Origin of the sequence: Streptomyces sp. NPDC003456 (assembly GCF_042878735.1) — a bacterium.
In the GTDB taxonomy this organism is placed as follows: domain Bacteria; phylum Actinomycetota; class Actinomycetes; order Streptomycetales; family Streptomycetaceae; genus Streptomyces.
Genome location: NZ_JBIAOK010000001.1, coordinates 1,020,320 through 1,037,916 on the forward strand (window position 1 = coordinate 1,020,320; position 17,597 = coordinate 1,037,916).

At 73.7% G+C, this 17,597-nt stretch carries 21 protein-coding genes; 13 read left to right on the forward strand and 8 right to left on the reverse strand.

From position 1 onward, the window contains the following. The first annotated feature begins 80 nt into the window (after positions 1-80). Positions 81-296 (forward strand): dodecin, encoded by a 216-nt coding sequence (locus tag ACFYWG_RS04190; protein WP_333936343.1) that lies wholly within the window; start codon positions 81-83, stop codon positions 294-296. A 19-nt stretch (positions 297-315) separates the two neighbouring features. On the opposite strand, the gene ACFYWG_RS04195 is transcribed toward ACFYWG_RS04190, so the two are convergent. Then, positions 316-810 carry a hypothetical protein gene (locus ACFYWG_RS04195; RefSeq protein ID WP_385417019.1) on the reverse strand — a complete coding sequence of 165 codons (495 nt, stop codon included), beginning with the start codon at positions 808-810 and terminating at the stop codon, positions 316-318. 123 nt (positions 811-933) lie between these two features. Between ACFYWG_RS04195 and rpmF the strand changes: the two genes are divergently transcribed. The 3 genes from rpmF to ACFYWG_RS04210 all read left to right on the forward strand — a co-directional run bounded on the left by rpmF (position 934) and on the right by ACFYWG_RS04210 (position 4,547). Then, positions 934-1,104, forward strand: a complete 171-nt coding sequence (gene rpmF, locus ACFYWG_RS04200; RefSeq protein WP_389199168.1) for a 50S ribosomal protein L32 — start codon at positions 934-936, stop codon at positions 1,102-1,104. Positions 1,105-1,171: 67 nt separating this feature from the next. After that, entirely contained in the window at positions 1,172-2,170 is a 999-nt protein-coding gene (locus ACFYWG_RS04205) for an LLM class flavin-dependent oxidoreductase (RefSeq protein ID WP_383500543.1), read from the forward strand. A 10-nt stretch (positions 2,171-2,180) separates the two neighbouring features. Further along, positions 2,181-4,547 carry an ATP-binding cassette domain-containing protein gene (locus tag ACFYWG_RS04210; RefSeq protein WP_383500546.1) on the forward strand — a complete coding sequence of 789 codons (2,367 nt, stop codon included), beginning with the start codon at positions 2,181-2,183 and terminating at the stop codon, positions 4,545-4,547. Positions 4,548-4,563: 16 nt separating this feature from the next. Here the strand turns inward: ACFYWG_RS04210 and ACFYWG_RS04215 are convergent, their stop codons facing one another. Both ACFYWG_RS04215 and ACFYWG_RS04220 read right to left on the reverse strand, forming a co-directional pair. Beyond that, positions 4,564-5,379 carry a lysophospholipid acyltransferase family protein gene (locus tag ACFYWG_RS04215; protein WP_389199171.1) on the reverse strand — a complete coding sequence of 272 codons (816 nt, stop codon included), beginning with the start codon at positions 5,377-5,379 and terminating at the stop codon, positions 4,564-4,566. Continuing rightward, entirely contained in the window at positions 5,376-6,143 is a 768-nt protein-coding gene (locus ACFYWG_RS04220) for a GNAT family N-acetyltransferase (protein WP_383500552.1), read from the reverse strand. The genes ACFYWG_RS04215 and ACFYWG_RS04220 overlap by 4 nt, the downstream gene beginning before the upstream one ends. Positions 6,144-6,336: 193 nt before the next feature. On the opposite strand from ACFYWG_RS04220, the gene ACFYWG_RS04225 reads away from it, so the two are divergent. Genes ACFYWG_RS04225 through ACFYWG_RS04260 form a run of 8 tightly spaced genes read left to right on the forward strand, consistent with a single transcriptional unit; the run spans position 6,337 to position 9,978 of the window. Further along, the gene (locus ACFYWG_RS04225; protein ID WP_383500555.1) at positions 6,337-6,660 is read left to right on the forward strand and encodes a gas vesicle protein; all 324 of its coding nucleotides are present in this window, start codon (positions 6,337-6,339) and stop codon (positions 6,658-6,660) included. A gap of 37 nt (positions 6,661-6,697) precedes the next feature. Further along, complete coding sequence (locus ACFYWG_RS04230) at positions 6,698-7,159, forward strand: gas vesicle structural protein GvpA (protein ID WP_383500558.1); 462 nt, start codon at positions 6,698-6,700, stop codon at positions 7,157-7,159. Between the two features lie 2 nt (positions 7,160-7,161). Beyond that, the gene (locus ACFYWG_RS04235; RefSeq protein ID WP_383500561.1) at positions 7,162-7,923 is read left to right on the forward strand and encodes a GvpL/GvpF family gas vesicle protein; all 762 of its coding nucleotides are present in this window, start codon (positions 7,162-7,164) and stop codon (positions 7,921-7,923) included. Positions 7,924-7,927: 4 nt separating this feature from the next. Next, positions 7,928-8,260: a gas vesicle protein GvpG gene (locus tag ACFYWG_RS04240; protein WP_383500564.1), complete on the forward strand. Its 333-nt coding sequence runs from the start codon at positions 7,928-7,930 to the stop codon at positions 8,258-8,260. Continuing rightward, positions 8,257-8,601, forward strand: coding sequence for a gas vesicle protein (locus ACFYWG_RS04245; protein WP_383500567.1), 345 nt, complete (start codon positions 8,257-8,259; stop codon positions 8,599-8,601). Before ACFYWG_RS04240 ends, ACFYWG_RS04245 begins: the two co-directional genes overlap by 4 nt. Continuing rightward, positions 8,598-9,446 carry a GvpL/GvpF family gas vesicle protein gene (locus ACFYWG_RS04250; protein WP_389199176.1) on the forward strand — a complete coding sequence of 283 codons (849 nt, stop codon included), beginning with the start codon at positions 8,598-8,600 and terminating at the stop codon, positions 9,444-9,446. Before ACFYWG_RS04245 ends, ACFYWG_RS04250 begins: the two co-directional genes overlap by 4 nt. Next, positions 9,443-9,688, forward strand: coding sequence for a gas vesicle protein (locus tag ACFYWG_RS04255; protein WP_389199178.1), 246 nt, complete (start codon positions 9,443-9,445; stop codon positions 9,686-9,688). Before ACFYWG_RS04250 ends, ACFYWG_RS04255 begins: the two co-directional genes overlap by 4 nt. Further along, on the forward strand, positions 9,685-9,978 hold the full coding sequence (locus tag ACFYWG_RS04260) for a gas vesicle protein K (protein WP_383500573.1): 294 nt from the start codon (positions 9,685-9,687) through the stop codon (positions 9,976-9,978). Before ACFYWG_RS04255 ends, ACFYWG_RS04260 begins: the two co-directional genes overlap by 4 nt. Before the next feature lie 92 nt (positions 9,979-10,070). Here ACFYWG_RS04260 and ACFYWG_RS04265 read toward each other — a convergent pair whose 3' ends face one another. The 3 genes from ACFYWG_RS04265 to ACFYWG_RS04275 are packed head-to-tail and all read right to left on the reverse strand — an operon-like array spanning position 10,071 to position 13,470. Then, positions 10,071-10,817 (reverse strand): succinate dehydrogenase/fumarate reductase iron-sulfur subunit, encoded by a 747-nt coding sequence (locus ACFYWG_RS04265; RefSeq protein WP_383500576.1) that lies wholly within the window; start codon positions 10,815-10,817, stop codon positions 10,071-10,073. Continuing rightward, positions 10,814-12,763, reverse strand: coding sequence for a fumarate reductase/succinate dehydrogenase flavoprotein subunit (locus tag ACFYWG_RS04270; RefSeq protein ID WP_389199181.1), 1,950 nt, complete (start codon positions 12,761-12,763; stop codon positions 10,814-10,816). Before ACFYWG_RS04270 ends, ACFYWG_RS04265 begins: the two co-directional genes overlap by 4 nt. Positions 12,764-12,765: 2 nt before the next feature. Beyond that, the gene (locus ACFYWG_RS04275; protein WP_389199183.1) at positions 12,766-13,470 is read right to left on the reverse strand and encodes a succinate dehydrogenase; all 705 of its coding nucleotides are present in this window, start codon (positions 13,468-13,470) and stop codon (positions 12,766-12,768) included. A gap of 94 nt (positions 13,471-13,564) precedes the next feature. Between ACFYWG_RS04275 and ACFYWG_RS04280 the strand changes: the two genes are divergently transcribed. After that, the gene (locus tag ACFYWG_RS04280) at positions 13,565-14,449 is read left to right on the forward strand and encodes a LysR family transcriptional regulator (protein WP_389199185.1); all 885 of its coding nucleotides are present in this window, start codon (positions 13,565-13,567) and stop codon (positions 14,447-14,449) included. Between the two features lie 125 nt (positions 14,450-14,574). Here the strand turns inward: ACFYWG_RS04280 and ACFYWG_RS04285 are convergent, their stop codons facing one another. Both ACFYWG_RS04285 and ACFYWG_RS04290 read right to left on the reverse strand, forming a co-directional pair. Beyond that, on the reverse strand, positions 14,575-16,716 hold the full coding sequence (locus ACFYWG_RS04285; RefSeq protein WP_383500586.1) for a putative bifunctional diguanylate cyclase/phosphodiesterase: 2,142 nt from the start codon (positions 16,714-16,716) through the stop codon (positions 14,575-14,577). Then, positions 16,713-17,525: an SAM-dependent methyltransferase gene (locus ACFYWG_RS04290; RefSeq protein ID WP_383500589.1), complete on the reverse strand. Its 813-nt coding sequence runs from the start codon at positions 17,523-17,525 to the stop codon at positions 16,713-16,715. Before ACFYWG_RS04290 ends, ACFYWG_RS04285 begins: the two co-directional genes overlap by 4 nt. Positions 17,526-17,597: the final 72 nt, after the last annotated feature.

Genomic DNA, 17,597 nt, shown 5'->3' on the forward strand with positions numbered 1-17,597 from the left:
ACGACGTCTCGCGCTTCGCCGCCGCGTGGGGCACGGTGGAGTGACGCCTGACACACCCGTCACGGAAGAGGAGCAGCGGTATGTCGCACCACACCTACCGGGTCACCGAGATCGTCGGCACCTCGCACGAGGGCGTCGACCAGGCCATCCGCAACGGCATCGAACGGGCCTCGCAGACCCTGCGCAACCTGGACTGGTTCGAGGTGACGCAGGTGCGCGGCCAGCTCGAGGAGGGGCAGATCGCGCACTGGCAGGTGGGCCTGAAGGTCGGCTTCCGCCTGGAGGGCTCCGAGTAGCGTCACGGGCGGGCGCCCGTCAGGTGCGGCCCTCGCGCTCCTGGGCCGCCTTCATCTCGGCGGAGCGGGCGGCCCAGTCGGCCCGCAGGACGGTGAAGCCGGCGCGCCGGGCGTCCTCGCAGACCAGTTCGTCGTCGTCGACCAGCACCCGGACCTCGCGGGTCCGCGCCAGCCGCCGCAGCGTCTGCAGCTTGGTGAACCGGGCGGGCCTGCGGTCGCTGTCCCCGCGCATGTACAGCCGCCCCTCGGGCAGCCCCTGGGCGGCCAGCCAGTCGAGCGTGTCGCGCCGGCAGCGCTCGGGCCGCCCGGTGAGGTAGACGATCTCGCACCGGCGCACGTACTCCGTGACCAGCGCGATGCCCTCGCCGAGCGGCCCGTCCTGCGGCGCGGCCGCGAAGAAGCCGTCCCAGTCCTTGGGGCGGCTCTCCAGGAAGTGCTGCCGGTGCGCGGTGTCGGCGAGGGTGTTGTCCAGGTCGAACACGGCCAGCGGGGCCTTGCCGGTGTCATCGCTCACACGCCCACCCTAGGGCCCCGGCGACGGGCGCACTCCTCCGGACGGCTTTTGTTAATGGGATCCATTTTCATGTAGCGTCTCGGTGGCCCGCCCGGCCGGGCGGGGGTCCCGAGGAGGAGTCCCATGGCTGTCCCGAAGCGGAAGATGTCCCGCAGCAACACCCGCCACCGCCGCGCCCAATGGAAGGCGGCCACCCCCGCGCTGGTGCCGGTCACCATCGACGGCGTCCGTCACCTCGTCCCGCAGCACCTCGTCAAGGCCTACGAGCGCGGGCTGCTGCGCCCCGAGGACTGACCGGTGCCGGACACCCGGGTGCGCCCGGGGCCGGGAATGCCACCGGGGCGCACGCGTTGAACACGGTGTGAGCTCCCTGATCGCCTCGACCCGCTTCTCCGTCCTCGACCGCTCCCGCACCCGGGAGGGCCACACCCACCCCGAGGCCCTGCGGGACACCGTGCGGCTCGCGGGGGAGCTGGAGCGGCTCGGCTACCACCGGTTCTGGGTGTCGGAGCACCACGGGGTGCCCGGGGTCGCCGGATCCGCGCCCACCGTGCTGGCCGCGGCCGTCGCGGGCGCCACCCGGACCATCCGGGTGGGTACCGGCGGGGTGATGCTGCCCAACCACCGGCCACTGGTCGTCGCCGAGCAGTTCGGGGTGCTGGAGTCGCTGTTCCCCGGGCGCATCGACATGGGGCTCGGCCGCTCCGTCGGCTTCACGGACGGGGTGCGCAGGGCCCTGGGCCGCGACAAGGGCGACGCCGAGGACTTCGAGGCGCAACTGCGGGACCTGCTCGGCTGGTTCGAGGGCACCTCCCCCACGGGCGTGCACGCCCGCCCGGCCGAGGGACTGGCCGTGCCGCCGTTCGTGCTGGCCATGGGTGAAGGCGCCGCCGTCGCCGCCAGGCTCGGACTGCCCATGGTGATCGGCGACCTGCGCGACCGGGAGAAGATGCGGCGCGGCATCGACCGCTACCGGGCGCACTTCCGCCCCTCCCCCTGGGCCGCGCAGCCCTACGTGGTCGTCTCCGGCACGGTCGCCGTCGCCGCGACCCCCGAGGAGGCCCGGCGGCTGCTGGTCCCCGAGGCCTGGTCGATGGCGTACTCCCGCACCCGCGGCACCTTCCCGCCCCTGCCGCCCGCCGAGCGCGTCGAGGCACTCACCATGACCGCCAAGGAACGCGGCTTCTACGAGTCCGGCCTGACCGGTCAGCTCGCCGGCACCGAGGAGCAGGTCGCGCACGAACTGGAGACGGTGCTGAAGGAGACCGGGGCCCAGGAGGTCCTGGTCACCACCAGCACCCACGACCGCGACGCCCTCCTGGACTCCTACCGGCGGCTGGCCGCGATCACCTCGGGCTAGAGTCGCGACCATGCACGACCCCGCCGCCCCCCGTGCCCTCCCTGTCCCCCACGACCCGTACGTGCGTGTGCGCGGAGCACGCGAGCACAACCTGCGGGGGGTCGACGTGGACATCCCGCGGGACGTCCTGGCCGTGTTCACCGGCGTGTCCGGGTCGGGGAAGTCGTCGCTGGCGTTCGGCACGATCTACGCGGAGGCGCAGCGCCGCTACTTCGAGTCGGTCGCCCCGTACGCGCGCCGGCTGATCCACCAGGTGGGCGCGCCGAAGGTCGCGGAGATCACCGGTCTGCCGCCGGCCGTGTCGCTCCAGCAGCGCCGCTCGGCCCCCACCTCGCGCTCCTCGGTCGGCACCGTCACCAACCTCTCCAACTCCCTGCGCATGCTGTTCTCCCGCGCCGGCACCTACCCGCCCGGCGCCGAGCGGCTCGACTCCGACGCGTTCTCGCCGAACACGGCCGCCGGTGCCTGCCCGGAGTGCCACGGACTCGGACGGGTGCACCGGACGAGCGAGGAACTGCTCGTCCCCGACCCGTCGTCGTCGATCCGCGAGGGGGCGATCGCCGCCTGGCCGGGCGCCTGGCAGGGCAAGAACCTGCGGGACATCCTCGACGCGCTGGGCTACGACGTGGACCGGCCCTGGCGGGAACTGCCCGCGGAGGCGCGGCGGTGGATCCTGTTCACGGACGAGCAGCCGGTGGTGACCGTGCACCCCGTGCGGGACGCCGACCGCATCCAGCGCCCGTACCAGGGCACGTACATGAGCGCCCACCGGTACGTGATGAAGACGTTCGCGGACTCCAGGAGCGCGGCCCTGCGCGCGAGGGCCGAGCGGTTCCTGACCAGTGCGCCCTGCCCGGCGTGCGGCGGGAGCCGGCTGCGGCCGGAGGCGCTGGCGGTGACGGTGGGCGGCCGGACCATCGCCGACCTGGCGGCCCTGCCCCTGGTGGAACTGGCCGCCGGACTCGACGCGGGCTCCGAGGCGGCCGAGGTCCTCACCCACGACCTGCGCTCCCGGATCGCGCCCGTCGTCGAACTCGGCCTCGGCTACCTCAGCCTGGACCGGGCCACGCCGACCCTGTCCGCCGGCGAGCTGCAACGCCTGCGCCTGGCCACCCAGTTGCGCTCCGGCCTGTTCGGTGTCGTGTACGTCCTCGACGAACCGTCGGCCGGGCTGCACCCGGCCGACACGGAGGCGCTGATCACCGTGCTGGAGCGGCTGAAGGCCGCCGGGAACTCGGTGTTCGTGGTGGAGCACCACCTCGACGTCGTGCGGGGTGCCGACTGGCTGGTGGACGTCGGGCCGCTGGCGGGCGAACACGGCGGACGGGTCCTGCACAGCGGCCCCGTGGACGGTCTGGCCGCCGTGGCGGAGTCGGCGACGGCCCGCTACCTCTTCGACCGCTCCCCCGCCCCGGTCCGGCCGGTGCGCACCCCGAGCGGCCTGCTGACGGTCGGGCCGGTCACCCGGCACAACCTGCGCGGGGTGACCGCCGAGTTCCCCCTCGGCGCGTTCACCGCCGTCACCGGTGTCTCCGGGTCGGGCAAGTCCACGCTCATCGGGGAGATCACCGAGGACACCGAGGGGGTGGGCCGGCTGGTGTCGGTCGACCAGAAGCCGATCGGGCGCACCCCGCGCTCCAACCTCGCCACCTACACCGGGCTGTTCGACGTCGTGCGCAAGGTGTTCGCCGCCACCGACGAGGCGCGGGCCCGGGGCTTCGGCGTCGGCCGGTTCTCCTTCAACGTCGCGGGCGGGCGCTGCGAGACCTGCCAGGGCGAAGGGTTCGTCAGCGTGGAACTGCTCTTCCTGCCCAGCACGTACGCGCCCTGCCCGGACTGCGGCGGGGCCCGGTACAACCCCGCGACCCTGGAAGTGACGTACCGGGGACGGAACATCGCGCAGGTGCTGGACCTGACGGTGGAGGGCGCCGCGGAGTTCTTCGCGGACACCCCGGCCGCGGCCCGGAGCCTGCGCACCCTGCTCGACGTGGGGCTGGGCTACCTGCGCCTCGGGCAGCCCGCGACCGAGCTGTCCGGCGGTGAGGCGCAGCGCATCAAGCTCGCGAGCGAACTCCAGCGCGGCAGGCGCGGCCACACGCTCTACCTGCTCGACGAGCCCACCACCGGCCTGCACCCGGCCGACGTGGACGTCCTGATGCGCCAGTTGCACGGTCTGGTCGACGCCGGGAACACCGTGATCGTCGTGGAGCACGACATGTCGGTCGTGGCGGGCGCGGACTGGGTGGTCGATCTGGGCCCGGGCGGCGGCGACGCGGGCGGCCGGATCGTGGCGGCGGGTACGCCGGCCCGGGTGGCGGCGGCCCCGGACAGCCGGACGGCCCCGTACCTCTCCCGCACCCTGTCGGGCACGCGCTGAGCCCGGTCCTCGCCGCCTACGCCATGAGGACCGCGTGCGGCCCGGACGGGGGCGGTGTCACGTGCCGCTGCGCCGCGCGGGCCAGCGTACGGCGGTCGGAGGCGCGGCCCGCGGGGATCGCCGGGCGCACCTCGACCTCCGCGACCAGGCCGCGTGAGGTCGCCACACGCCACACCGAGGCGAGCAGCGTGTCGTCGCCGACGAACGCCGGGGCGGTGCTGGCCGCTCCGCGGTCCACCCGGTAGGCGATCCGCACCGGCAGGACGGGCACCCCGGCGTCCAGCGCGGCCTGGAAGACGGCCCGGCGGAAGGGGCCCTGCGCCCGGCCGCACCAGGTGCTGCCCTCCGGGAAGGCCGCGACCGCGGCGCCCCCGCGCAGGGCGCCGGCGACCCGGGCGACGGTGTCCGGCAGGGCCCGCAGCCGGTCCCGGTCGATGAACAGCGTGCCGCCGCGGGCGGCCAGACCACCGGCGACGGGCCAGTGCCGGACCTCCGTCTTGGCCAGCATCCGGGCGGGGCGGACGGCGGCGAGCAGCGGGACGTCCAGCCAGGAGATGTGGTTGGCGACCAGCAGCAGTCCCCCGGCGGGGACCGGGCCGCCGGTGATCCGGACCCGCACCCCGGCGGCCCGCGCGATCCACCGGCACCACCGCCGCACCACGTCCGCCGGCACCCGGGCCCCGAGCGGCGACAGGGCGAGGCCGGCCAGGAGCAGCAGGACCGCACCGGTGAGCCGCAGCACGGCGCGCGGGACGGCCCGCAGCGCCGCGGTCGTCGACTCCACGCAGGCCCGCGGGGTGCAGGGCGCGGTGGGCAGCCAGGCGCTCGTCACGCGGGGACGAGGGAGAGGAAGTGGCGCAGATAGCGGGGGTTGACCCGGCTCATCGGCAGCAGCACGTACAGGTCGGCCACGCCGAAGTCCGGATCGTGGGCCGGTGCGCCGCACACCCAGGCGCCCAGGCGGAGGTATCCGCGCAGCAGGGCGGGCAGTTCGATCCGGGCTGCCGGCGCGGGGCCGGGTATCCAGGGCAGCAGCGGGCGCACCCGCAGGTCGGGCGGCGACAGGTGGCCGGTGCTCACCCGGTCCCAGGCGGCGGAGGCGAGGGTGCCGCCGTCGGCCAGCGGAACGGAGCAGCAGCCGGCGAGCCACTCGTGGCCCCGGTCGGCCATGTAGCGGGCGATACCGGCCCAGATGAGGCCGATGACGGCCCCGTCGCGGTGGTCCGGGTGGACGCAGGAGCGGCCGACCTCGACGAGCTGCGACCGTATGCCGTCCAGGGCGGTGAGGTCGAACTCGCCCTCGGAGTACAGGCGTCCGGCGACGGCGGCGCGCTCGGGCGGCAGCAGCCGGTAGGTGCCGACGACCTGCCCCGTGGTCTCCTCGCGCACGAGCAGGTGGTCGCAGTACGCGTCGAACGCGTCGACGTCGAGGCCGGGTTGAGGCCCGGCGAGCAGCGCGCCCAGTTCCCCGGCGAAGACGTCGTGCCGCAGCCGCTGGGCGGCGCGTACGTCGTCCTCGGTCCGGGCGAGGGAGACGGTGTAGCGGGTGGGAGCCGCGGGCCGATCGGGGCGTGCGACGGTCAGTGCGCCGGTCATGGCTTCTCCTGGTCACGGGCCGGGGGCGGCGGGCGGTGCCGCCGCCCCCTGTTGTCCCGAGGCCGGCTGACCTTCGCGTGTCGCGCGCGGGGAGCGGGGATGTGGGGTTGCTGAACGGCTCGCCCCCGCGGGCGGGGCCCGGACGGCCCAACCGAGCACGCGCGCGCCCGCCGCCGGGGCGAGAGTGGGGCACATGACAGAACCCGGAGCCCGTGAGCGGCGCAGCGGCACGGCCCCGGCCGGCAGGCGCCGGCCGGCCGTGCGCGGTGCCGGGGACGCCGCCCGGCGTGCCGCCGGGGCGCTGACCGAGCTGATCGGCCACCGCCTCGAAGGAGTCTCCGCGGTGTGCCCCGGCGAGGACGACGGCTGGATCGTCGACGTCGACGTGCTGGAACTGGCACGCATCCCGGACACCACCAGTCTGCTCGCCACGTACCGGGTGGAGCTGGACCGGGCGGGTGAGCTGGTGCAGTACCGCAGGGTCGCGCGCTACCGGCGCGGCGCCCAGGACCAGTGACCGGACCCGTCGCCCCGTCGACCGGAAGGACCGCCGCATGACCGTCCACAGCGACGAGATCGTCTGTGCGCCCCGCGCCGGCACGCTCTACGACGTGCTGGAACTGATCCTCGACCGCGGCATGGTGATCGACGTCTTCGTGCGCGTCTCACTGGTCGGGATCGAGATCCTCAAGGTCGACGCGCGCATCGTGGTCGCCAGCGTCGACACCTATCTGCGCTTCGCGGAGGCCTGCAACCGCCTGGACCTCGAGTACGACGCGCGTTCCAAGACCGTGCCGGAGCTGTTCGGCGGTTCGGTCGCCAAGAGCGTCGGCAAGGCGGGCGCCAAGCGCACCGCCCGTTCGCTGACCGACAAGGTGCGCGACGTCCTCACGCCGGACGAGGAGGAGGACGACGACTCCGGCGTCCCCGCGGAGCGCGCCCCGCGGCCGGAACGCAAGCGCCGCAGTGACGACGACCGCCCGCGGCCCCGGCGCCGCAGGGTTGAGGAGGACTGACCGTGACGGCCACCGCCGCCCCGACCACCGCCGGCACGCTCGGCACCCTGTACGTCTACGGCATCACCCCCGAGGGGGTGCGCCCGCCGCGCTCACCCGGGGTGGGCGGTGCCGCGGTGCGGCTCGTGGCCGAGGCCGGGCTGTGCGCGGCGGTCTCCGACGCCCCGGCCGGCGTCCGGGCGCGCCGACGCGACCTGACGGCTCATCAGAAGGTGCTCCAGGAGCTGGCCGCGCAGGGCCCGGTCCTGCCCATGCGCTTCGCCGTCCTCAGCCCCGACCCCGAGACGCTGACCGGGCAACTGCGCTCGGGCCGGGCCCACTTCGCGGCGCAGCTCGACACCGTGCGGGACTGCGTGGAGATGAACGTGAAGGGGGCCGTGGTGCCCGGGTGCGTCGCCGACCTGGTGCGCCGGGACGACACGCTGCGGGCCCTCGCGCTGCGGACCCGGCGGAATCCGGGCTACGAGGCGAACGTACGGCTGGGCGAGGCACTGGCCCGGGGTGTCGCGCGCGAGGCACGCGGTGCGGCACGGGCGGTGCTGGCCGGGCTCACGCCGCTGGCCGTGCGCACGGTGCAGGGCCCGGTCGACGAGGAACAGGTGCTGAGTACGTCGTTCCTCGTGCGCTGCGCCGACGAGGAGCGCTTCCGGCAGGCCGTGGCCGCGCAGGCCCGCGACGTCGGGGACCGGCTGGCGCTCAGCGTGACGGGCCCGCTGCCGTGCTACAGCTTCGTCGACACTCCGGCCGCTCCGGCCGTCCGGTGACGCGATGGGACTCGTGAGCGGACTGCTGCTGCTGCCGCTGGCCCCGGTGCGCGGCACGCTGTGGGTCGCCGACCACCTGCTCCAGGAGGCCGAACGCCTGAGCACCGACCCGCGTGCGGTCCACGCCCGCCTGGCGGAACTCGACCGGGCCCTGGAGGCCGGTGAGATCGACGAGGCCGCCTTCGAGGCGGAGGAGGAGCGGCTGCTCGCCCGCCTCGGCAGCCCCGTCCGGTACGCCGGTCATCCTCCGCCGTCCCCGGCGTGCGCCGGGCCGGAGGCGCGGGCCGGCGCCCGGGACGTCCCGCCGGGCCACCAGCACGGCGGGGGCGGGACATGACCGGCCTCGGCACCTGGCCCGGGGGCGCGGAACCGCAGCCGGCCGGGCCACCCGGCGGAAGCCTGGCGGACCTGCTGGAGCGCGTGCTGGACAAGGGCATCGTCATCGCGGGCGACATCAAGATCGAGCTGCTGGACATCGAACTCCTCACCATCCGTCTGCGCCTGTTCATCGCCTCGGTCGAGACGGCCAAGAAGGCGGGCATCGACTGGTGGGAGACGGACCCGGCGCTGTCCTCCCGCGCGGCGCGGGACGCACTGACCGAGGAGAACGCGCATCTGCGCGCCCGTCTGGCGGCCCTGGAAGAGGCCGGCCCCGAGACCGCGGAGGCGATCCGATGAGCAGCGTTGCCGCCGCCCGCACGGCCCCGGCGCGTCCGGGTGTGCCGGGCCCCACCGTCACCTGTGTCTTCGCCGTGACGGACACCCCCGTGGCGGAGGAGGTGCGCGCCGCGACGCCGGGCCACGAGGGGGGCGGCCCGCTGCGCGTCCTGCGGGCGGGTCCGCTCCACCTCCTCGTGCAGGACGTCCCCGCGGCGGCCTTCACCGAGGAGGCGCTGGCGGAGCGGCTCAACCGGCCCGACGAACTCGAGCGCTGCGCCCGCGCCCACCACCGGGGCGTGCGGGTGGCGGCGAGCGCGGGCAGCGCCGTGCCGCTGCCGATGGCGACGCTCTACCTCGACGACGGCAAGGCGGTACGGGCGGTGGCCGCCCGGGAGGCGTCCTTGCGCGTCCTGCTGGACCGGCTGCGCGACCGCACCGAGTGGGCGGTGAAGGTGCACGGTCCGGCGGCCGCGCCGGCGGCCGCAGCCGCCGGGGACGGGCCGGCCGACGGACGGTCGTACCTGCGCCGCGCGAGCGCCCGGCGGCGCACCGAGCGCGAGGGGCGCGAGGATGCCCTGGCGCGGGCCCACGCCGTCGACCGGGAGCTGCGGCGGTACGCCGTCGCCGCGACCCGGCACCGGCCGCAGAGCGAGCAGTTGACCGGCCGGAGCGTCCCGCAGGTGCTCAACGCGGCCTACCTGGTGGACGAGGCACGGCGCGAGGCGTTCGTCGAATCCGTCGGGGCACTGGCCCGGGTCCACCACCCGGCCGTGGAGGTCACGGTCTCGGGGCCGTGGATCCCGTACTCCTTCGCCCGGGCGGACGAGGGCGCGTGCGAGGCAGGGCAGGAGGTGCCGGGGTGAGCGTCCCGGTGGCCGGTCCCGGACGGGCGGCCGTCCCCTGGGACGGGGCCGAGCCGTGCGCGCCGGCCGGGGTGCCGCTGGTCGACCTGCTCGACCGGGTGCTGGCGACCGGGGTCGTGGTCAGCGGTGACCTCGTCCTGGCCGTCGCCGACGTGCCGTTGGTGAGGATCTCGCTGCACGCCCTGCTGGCCTCGGTGAGCGACCGGGTGCCCGCACCGTGGCCGGACAGCGGGCCCCTGTGACCGCGCCGCGCGCCCACACGCTGGACCTCGACCCGGAGCGCGTCACCGACGACCTGGCGGCCCTGGTCCTGACCGTGGTGGAACTGCTGCGGCAGCTCATGGAGCGCCAGGCGGTACGCCGTTTCGACGAGGGGACGCTCAGTGCCGAGCAGGAGGACCGCCTCGGTACCGCGCTGATGCTGCTGGACGAGCGGATGGACGAGCTGTGCGCGCGGCACGGCCTGCGGCGCAGCGACCTGAACCTGGACCTCGGCCCGCTGGGTCCGCTGCTGTCCGACCCCGGCCCGTGACACCGGCGCGCGCATACGAGACGGGACCGGGATGAGCACCTCTCCCGGTCCCGCCCGTCCGCACTCACCGGCGAACGTTCACCTGCCGCGCGCTACCGCTCCGCCTTGCGGGCGGCGCGCAGCCACTCCTTGTTCATGCTGGTGATCGACATCAGCGGGATGCCCTTGGGGCAGGCGGTGGCGCACTCCCCGGCGAGGGTGCACCCGCCGAAGCCCTCCGCGTCCATCTGCTCCACCATGTCCAGCACCCGCGTCTCCCGCTCGGGCGCCCCCTGCGGCAGCACGTTCAGATGGTTGATCTTGGCCGAGGTGAACAGCATGGCCGCGCCGTTGGGGCACGCCGCCACGCACGCCCCGCACCCGATGCACTCGGCGTGCTCGAAGGCGAAGTCGGCGTCGGGCTTGGGCACGGGTGTGGCGTGCGCCTCGGGTGCCGAACCGGTCGGCGCGGTGATGTACCCGCCGGCCTGGATAATCCGGTCGAAGGCCGACCGGTCCACGACCAGGTCCTTGATCACCGGGAAGGCGGACGCCCGCCACGGCTCGATGTCGATGGTGTCGCCGTCCTGGAAGGACCGCATGTGCAGCTGGCAGGTGGTGGTCCGCTCGGGTCCGTGCGCGTCGCCGTTGATGACGAGCGAGCAGGCGCCGCAAATGCCCTCGCGGCAGTCGTGGTCGAAGGCGACGGGGTCCTCGCCCTTGACGATGAGTTCCTCGTTGAGCGTGTCGAGCATCTCCAGGAAGGACATGTCGGGGGAGATCCCGTCCACCTCGTACGTGGACATCGCGCCGTCGGCGCCGGCGTTCTTCTGCCGCCAGACGCGCAGGGTGAGCTTCATGCGTAGCTCCGCTGGGTGGGGTGGACGTACTCGAAGACCAGGTCTTCCTTGTGCAGGACCGGCGCCTCGCCGGTGCCGGTGAACTCCCAGGCGGCCGCGTAGGCGAACTCCTCGTCCCGGCGGGCGGCCTCGCCGTCCGGCGTCTGCGACTCCTCGCGGAAGTGGCCGCCGCAGGACTCCGCGCGGTGCAGGGCGTCGAGGCACATCAGCTCGGCCAGTTCCAGGTAGTCGACGATGCGGTTGGCCTTCTCCAGGGACTGGTTGAACTCCTCGTCGGTGCCGGGGACCTTGATGCGCCGCCAGAACTCCTCGCGGATCTGCGGGATGCGCTCCAGGGCCTTGCGCAGGCCCGCGTCGCTGCGGGCCATGCCGCAGAACTCCCACATGAGTTCGCCCAGTTCGCGGTGGAAGGAGTCGGGGGTGCGGTCGCCGTCCACGGACAGCAGCAGGTTGAGCCGGTCCTGGGTCTCGGCCAGCACCTCCTCGACGACGGGGTGGTCGTCGCCGACCGCGGCGCGGTGGGGGTTGCGGGCCAGGTAGTCGTTGATGGTCGCCGGCAGCACGAAGTAGCCGTCGGCCAGGCCCTGCATCAGGGCGGAGGCGCCGAGCCGGTTGGCCCCGTGGTCGGAGAAGTTGGCCTCACCGACCGCGAACAGCCCGGGGATCGTGGTCTGCAGGTCGTAGTCGACCCACAGTCCGCCCATCGTGTAGTGCACGGCCGGGTAGATCCGCATGGGCACGCGGTACGGGTCCTCGTCGGTGATCCGCTGGTACATGTCGAAGAGGTTGCCGTACTTGGCCTCGACGGCCTTGCGGCCCATCCGTGCGATCGCGTCGGCGAAGTCGAGGTAGACGCCCTGCCCGCCGGGGCCGACGCCGCGTCCCTCGTCGCAGACGTTCTTCGCGGCGCGGGAGGCGATGTCGCGCGGCACGAGGTTGCCGAAGGAGGGGTAGATGCGCTCCAGGTAGTAGTCGCGTTCGTCCTCGGGGATCTCGGCCGGGGGCCGGTCGTCGCCCTTGGCCTTCGGCACCCAGATGCGTCCGTCGTTGCGCAGCGACTCGCTCATCAGCGTCAGCTTGGACTGGTGGTCGCCGGTGCGCGGGATGCAGGTGGGGTGGATCTGCGTGAAGCAGGGGTTGGCGAAGTACGCGCCGCGCCGGTGGGCCCGCCAGACGGCGGTGGCGTTGGAGTTCATGGCGTTCGTCGACAGGTAGAAGACGTTGCCGTAGCCGCCGGAGGCCAGCACCACCGCGTCCGCGAAGTAGGTGCCGATCTTCCCGGTGATCAGGTCGCGGGCCACGATGCCGCGCGCCCGCCCGTCGACGACGATCAGGTCGAGCATCTCGGTGCGCGGGTGCATCTCGACGTTGCCCGCGGCGATCTGCCGGCTGAGGGCCTGGTAGGCGCCGAGGAGGAGCTGCTGACCCGTCTGGCCGCGGGCGTAGAAGGTGCGCGAGACCTGCACGCCGCCGAAGGACCGGGTGTCGAGCAGTCCGCCGTACTCGCGGGCGAAGGGCACGCCCTGCGCGACGCACTGGTCGATGATCTCGACGGAGATCTGGGCGAGCCGGTGCACGTTGGACTCGCGGGCGCGGAAGTCGCCGCCCTTGACGGTGTCGTAGAACAGCCGGTGGACCGAGTCGCCGTCGTTGCGGTAGTTCTTCGCGGCGTTGATGCCGCCCTGCGCGGCGATGGAGTGGGCGCGGCGGGGCGAGTCCTGGTAGCAGAACTGGACGACGTGGTAGCCCTGTTCGGCGAGGGTGGCCCCGGCGGAGCCGCCGGCGAGGCCGGTGCCCACGACGATCACGGTGTGCTTGCGCCGGTTGGCCGGGTTGACCAGCTTGGCCTCGAAGCGGCGCTTGTCCCAGCGCTCGTGGACGGGACCGGACGGGGCCTTGGTGTCGGTGACCGGCTCGCCGGTCGTGTAGTCGGCGTAGGAAGGCATCTTCAGCTCACCACTCCGGTCATGACGCCCACGGGGACGGCGATGAACCCGGCCGTGAGCAGCAGTGCGAGGACGTCGGCAGCCGTCTTCAGGACGCGGTCGCGGGTGCGGCTGCCGGCACCGAGGGTCTGTGCGGCGCTCCAGAAGCCGTGCCGGATGTGCAGGCCGAGCGCGAGCATCGCGACGATGTAGATGACGTTGCCGTACCAGGTGGAGAAGGTGTCCACGACGTTCTGGTACGGGTGGCCGGGCCGGAAGCCGGGGTGCACCGTGCCGGTCGTCAGGTCCAGCAGGTGCCAGACGATGAACAGCCCGAGGATGATCCCGCCCCACCGCATGGTGCGGGTGGCGTAGGAGGCCCGCGGCTTCCTGTGCACGTACTTGTTCGGCCGGGCCCTGATGTCGCGGCGGCTGAGCTGGTACGCGCAGACCGCGTGGGCCACGACGGCGGCGACGAGGACGACGCGGATCAGCCAGAGCGTCCACTCGTAGTGCATGAACGGTTCGCCGACGGTGCGCAGCCAGTGGGCGTAGTGGTCGAACTCGCCGGCCCCGAAGAAGATCTTCAGGTTTCCGATCATGTGGGCGACCAGGTACAGCAGCATGATCAGGCCGCTGACCGCCATCACGGTCTTCTTGCCGACGGTGGAGTCCCACACGGTGCGTGCGAAGGACGGCCGACGGCCCGTCCGCGTTGCCAGTGCCATGGAAGGCACGTTAGGCGGGCGCACCCGGATCGGTCCAAGACATGGTCCGGCTGGTTTCGATAGGAGGGGACTATCACCCGTCTATGCTGGGTGCATGCAGTTCCAGCAGCTCCAGTATTTCGTGGCCGTCGCCGAGACCCGGCACTTCACGCGCGCCGCCGATCTGGTCCATGTCGCGCAGCCCTCGCTGTCGCAGCAGATCAAGGCGCTGGAGCGGGAGCTGGGCGCGGACCTGTTCCTGCGGGCGCGGGGCAACATCACGCTCACCGACGCCGGTGAGGCGCTGCTGCCCCTGGCCCGGCGCATCCTCGCCGACGCGGACACCGCCCGGCACGAGGTGCAGGAGCTGGTGCAGCTGCGGCGGGGCCGGGTCCGGCTCGGGGCCACGCCGAGCCTGTGCACGGGGCTGCTCCCGGACGTGCTGCGGGCCTTCCACGACCGCTACCCCGGCATCCGGCTGCTGATCGAGGAGGGCGGCTCGCACGACCTGGTGCGCGAGCTGGCCCGGGGCGCGCTGGACCTCGCGCTGATCGTGCTGCCCCTGCCGACGCCCTCGCCCGCGCTGACCACGGTCGAGCTGCTGCGCGAGGACCTGGTGGTGGTCTCCTCACCGGACGTGCCCGGGCCCGCGCGCGGCCGGCGCACCGTGCGCATCGCCGACCTGGAGGGGGAACGCCTGGTGATGTTCCGGCACGGCTACGACCTGCGCGAGCTGACCGTGGCCGCGTGCCGCGCCGAGGGCTTCGAGCCGGACCTCGCCGTGGAGGGCGGTGAGATGGACGCGGTGCTGGGCTTCGTCCGGGCCGGGCTCGGTGTCGCCGTGGTGCCCCGGATGGTGGCGGCCCGCTCCGGGGGCGGTCTCAGGGTCACCCCCCTGGCCCGCCCCGGCCTGCACCGGACGATCGCGCTCGCCCACCGCAGCGATGTGGCTCCGCCCCGGGCCGCCCGGGAACTGCAGCGCATGCTCCTGGAACGCTGACCCGCAGCCGGGCGCCGCCCGCCCGGCGAACCGGGACACGGCCGCCGCGCCGACGGATCGCACTTCGCCCGGGGGGCGGCACCGCGGTGGCCGCGGGTGCAGTTCCCCGCCCCCCCCGCCGCGCGTCACCCCGTCGCGTCGACCAAGGCCAGTTCGTGCAGCCGCTCCGGCGGGCCCGGGCGGGCGTAGTACCAGCCCTGGGCCGTGTCGCAGCCGAGGACGCGGAGCTGCTCGGCCTGCGCTCCCGTCTCCACGCCCTCCACCGTCACCGCGAGGTCCAGGCTGTGCGCCAGCGAGACGATCCCCTCGACGATCTTGAGGTCGACGGGGTCCGCGGGGAACTGCTGCATGCTCTGCGTGAAGGACCGGTCGAGCTTCAGGATGCTGACCGGCAGACGGCGGAGGTTGGCGAGGTTGGAGTAGCCCGTCCCGAAGTCGTCCAGGGCGATGTCGACGCCCATCTCCGCCAGCCGCCTCAGCGGCTTGAGCAGATCGTCGTCCGCCCCGATGAGCGCCGACTCGGTGACCTCCAGGCACAGCGCGTCCGGCGCGACACCGGTGCGCTCCAGGATGTCGACGGTGTCCTGCACCAGCGCCGGGTGCGTCAGCTGGCACGGCGAGAGGTTCACGTTGATCCGCAGCGGCCCGGCGTCCTCGCCGCCGTGCAGTTCCCGCCACTCGCGCGCCTGCCGCACCGACTGCTCCAGCACCCAGCGCCCCAGCGGCACGATCAGCCCGGTGTGCTCGGCGAGCGGGATGAACCGGTCCGGCCCGAGCACCCCGTGCTGCGGGTGCAGCCAGCGCACCAGCGCCTCCGCGCCGCGCACGCTGCCGTCGCCGAGGTGGACCAGCGGCTGGTACTCGATGAAGAACTCGCCGCGCTCCAGCGCCGTCGGCAGTGCCGTGGTCAGCCCGTGCCGGGTGATGACGCGGGCGTCGGCCTCCGGGTCGGCCAGCTCCCAGCGGTTGCCGCCCGCCGACTTGGCCCGGTACATGGTGATGTCCGCGCTGCGCAGCACCTCCGCCGGGCTGCGCTCGCCGGCCGGCCCCTCGACGACGCCGATGCTGCCCCGCACGGTCAGCTCCCGGCCGTCGACGCTGATCGGCGCGAGGAGCGCGTTCATGATGCGCCCCGCGAGCTCGTCGACCTCCTGCTGGGTGCCGGGGCCGGTGGTGAGGGCCACGAACTCGTCGCCGCCGAGCCGGGCGACCATCTCGCCGGGGGCGGTCACGCAGGACTGCAGCCGGTCGGCGACCTCCACCAGCAGCCGGTCGCCCGCGGCGTGCCCGAGGCTGTCGTTGACGGTCTTGAAGCCGTCCAGGTCGAGGTAGCACAGGCCGAAGCGCTGGCCTTCCCCGGCGGCCAGTGCCTTCTCCAGGCGCTCGAAGAAGAAGGTGCGGTTGGGCAGCCCGGTCAGCGCGTCGTGGGTCGCCTCGTAGCGCAGCCGCAGGTTGAGCAGCCGCCGCTCGGTGGTGTCCTCCATGAGGGCGAGCTGGTACTGCGGGCTGCCGTCGGCGTCGCGCAGCAGGGAGACCGTCAGGTTGGTCCACAGCACCGTGCCGTCGGGGCGGTAGAACGCCTTCTCCAGGTGGTAGTGCTCCCGTTCCCCGCGGACCAGTTCCTCGTACAGCCGCCAGGTCTGCGGGGCGTCGTCGGGGTGGGTCCACTCCCGGACGTTGCGGGTGCGCAGGGCGTTCTCGGAGACGCCGAACATGCGCAGCAGCGCGCCGTTGACCTGGAGCATGTTCCCGTCGAGGTCGGCGATGCCGATGCCTATGGCGGCGCCCTCGAAGACGGCGCGGAAGCGTGCCTCGCTGGCGTGCAGGGCCTGCGCCACCACGCCCTGCGCCTGGAGGGCCGCCCGGGCGATGGACTCCTGCTCGGCCAGGGTCCGTTCGCGCAGGGCCCGCGCGAATCCGGCCGCCATGGCGTGCTGCAGCCGGGAGCACCGGGCCCGCAGGTCCTCCTGGTCGCCGTCGCCGCCGCAGTACAGGACGAGGTAGGCGTCCACGCAGTCCAGGGTGCGGCTGAGCGCCTCGGGGTCGGTGCAGTGCGCGTGCACGAGGTCGGCGCCGACCTGCCGGCCCGCCTCCGCGTCGAACGCCCGGGCCCGCAGGCCCTCGCTCAACCGCCGTGCCAGCGGCAGCAGTTGCGCCTCGAACTCGGTGCGGGTCGACGACGTCGAGGTGACCGGGAAGACCGCCCGGCTCCAGATCGTCGCGAACCGGCGGAGTCTGTCCTCCGGCCCGTCCGGTTCCGCGGTCACGCCGTACGCCCCACGCCCGCGAACCCGGAGAACGCGTACGGATCCTCGTCCTCCGGTGCGGTGTCGGGCCGCCAGCGCGGCATCGCCACCAGTCCGGGTTCCACCATGTCGTACCCCTCGAAGAACCGCGCGATCTCCTCGCGCGAGCGCATGATCAGCGGGTTGCGGATGTCCTCGTACACGTCCACCGCGCCCCCGGCCCGCTCCGGCGGCAGCGGGATCCCCTCGTAGGAGGCGTGGGTGAGCAGGAGCATGCTGCCGGGCGCGAGCGCCTCGGTCAGTTCGCGCACCGCCCCGTACGGGTCGTCCTCGTCCTCCACGAAGTGCAGTATGGCAACGAGGAGGAGCGCCACTGGCCGATTCAGGTCGATCAGCCGCTCCACCTCGGCGCTGCGCAGGATCTCCTGCGGCTTGAGGAGGTCCGCGGCGACGACGCCCGCGTCGTCGTTGCCGGCGAGGACGGCCTGGCTGTGGGCCACGGCCACCGGGTCGTGGTCGACGTACACCACGCGCGCGCCGGGGCGGGCGGCCTGGGCCACCTCGTGCACGTTGCCGAAGGTGGGGATGCCGGAGCCGACGTCCAGGAACTGGGTGATGCCCTCGGCGGCCGCGAAGCGCACGGCGCGGCGCATGAACGCCCGGTTCGCCTGCATGATCTTGGGGAGGCCCGGCATGAACTCCATGGCCCTGCGGGCCGCTTCCCGGTCGACCTCGAAGTTGTGCGATCCGCCCAGGTAGTAGTCGTACATCCGGGACACGCTGGGCACCGAGATGTCGATGCTCCGCGGGGCCCAGGCGGGACGCTCCATCTATCTCTCCAAGGCGTAGGCGATCCGGTGTTCGAGCAGAGGCTACTGATCGCCCGCCAATGGAGCGACCCG

Excerpts from the sequence above, each read along its gene's own strand:
- ACFYWG_RS04225 (WP_383500555.1), top strand. The coding sequence starts at position 6,337 with ATGACAGAACCCGGAGCCCGTGAGCGGCGCAGCGGCACGGCCCCGGCC.
- ACFYWG_RS04220 (WP_383500552.1), bottom strand. The coding sequence starts at position 6,143 with ATGACCGGCGCACTGACCGTCGCACGCCCCGATCGGCCCGCGGCTCCC.
- ACFYWG_RS04270 (WP_389199181.1), bottom strand. The coding sequence starts at position 12,763 with ATGCCTTCCTACGCCGACTACACGACCGGCGAGCCGGTCACCGACACC.
- ACFYWG_RS04290 (WP_383500589.1), bottom strand. The coding sequence starts at position 17,525 with ATGGAGCGTCCCGCCTGGGCCCCGCGGAGCATCGACATCTCGGTGCCC.
- ACFYWG_RS04190 (WP_333936343.1), top strand. The coding sequence starts at position 81 with ATGTCGCACCACACCTACCGGGTCACCGAGATCGTCGGCACCTCGCAC.
- ACFYWG_RS04210 (WP_383500546.1), top strand. The coding sequence starts at position 2,181 with ATGCACGACCCCGCCGCCCCCCGTGCCCTCCCTGTCCCCCACGACCCG.
- ACFYWG_RS04245 (WP_383500567.1), top strand. The coding sequence starts at position 8,257 with ATGACCGGCCTCGGCACCTGGCCCGGGGGCGCGGAACCGCAGCCGGCC.
- ACFYWG_RS04250 (WP_389199176.1), top strand. The coding sequence starts at position 8,598 with ATGAGCAGCGTTGCCGCCGCCCGCACGGCCCCGGCGCGTCCGGGTGTG.
- ACFYWG_RS04275 (WP_389199183.1), bottom strand. The coding sequence starts at position 13,470 with ATGGCACTGGCAACGCGGACGGGCCGTCGGCCGTCCTTCGCACGCACC.
- rpmF (WP_389199168.1), top strand. The coding sequence starts at position 934 with ATGGCTGTCCCGAAGCGGAAGATGTCCCGCAGCAACACCCGCCACCGC.
- ACFYWG_RS04265 (WP_383500576.1), bottom strand. The coding sequence starts at position 10,817 with ATGAAGCTCACCCTGCGCGTCTGGCGGCAGAAGAACGCCGGCGCCGAC.
- ACFYWG_RS04230 (WP_383500558.1), top strand. The coding sequence starts at position 6,698 with ATGACCGTCCACAGCGACGAGATCGTCTGTGCGCCCCGCGCCGGCACG.
- ACFYWG_RS04280 (WP_389199185.1), top strand. The coding sequence starts at position 13,565 with ATGCAGTTCCAGCAGCTCCAGTATTTCGTGGCCGTCGCCGAGACCCGG.
- ACFYWG_RS04240 (WP_383500564.1), top strand. The coding sequence starts at position 7,928 with ATGGGACTCGTGAGCGGACTGCTGCTGCTGCCGCTGGCCCCGGTGCGC.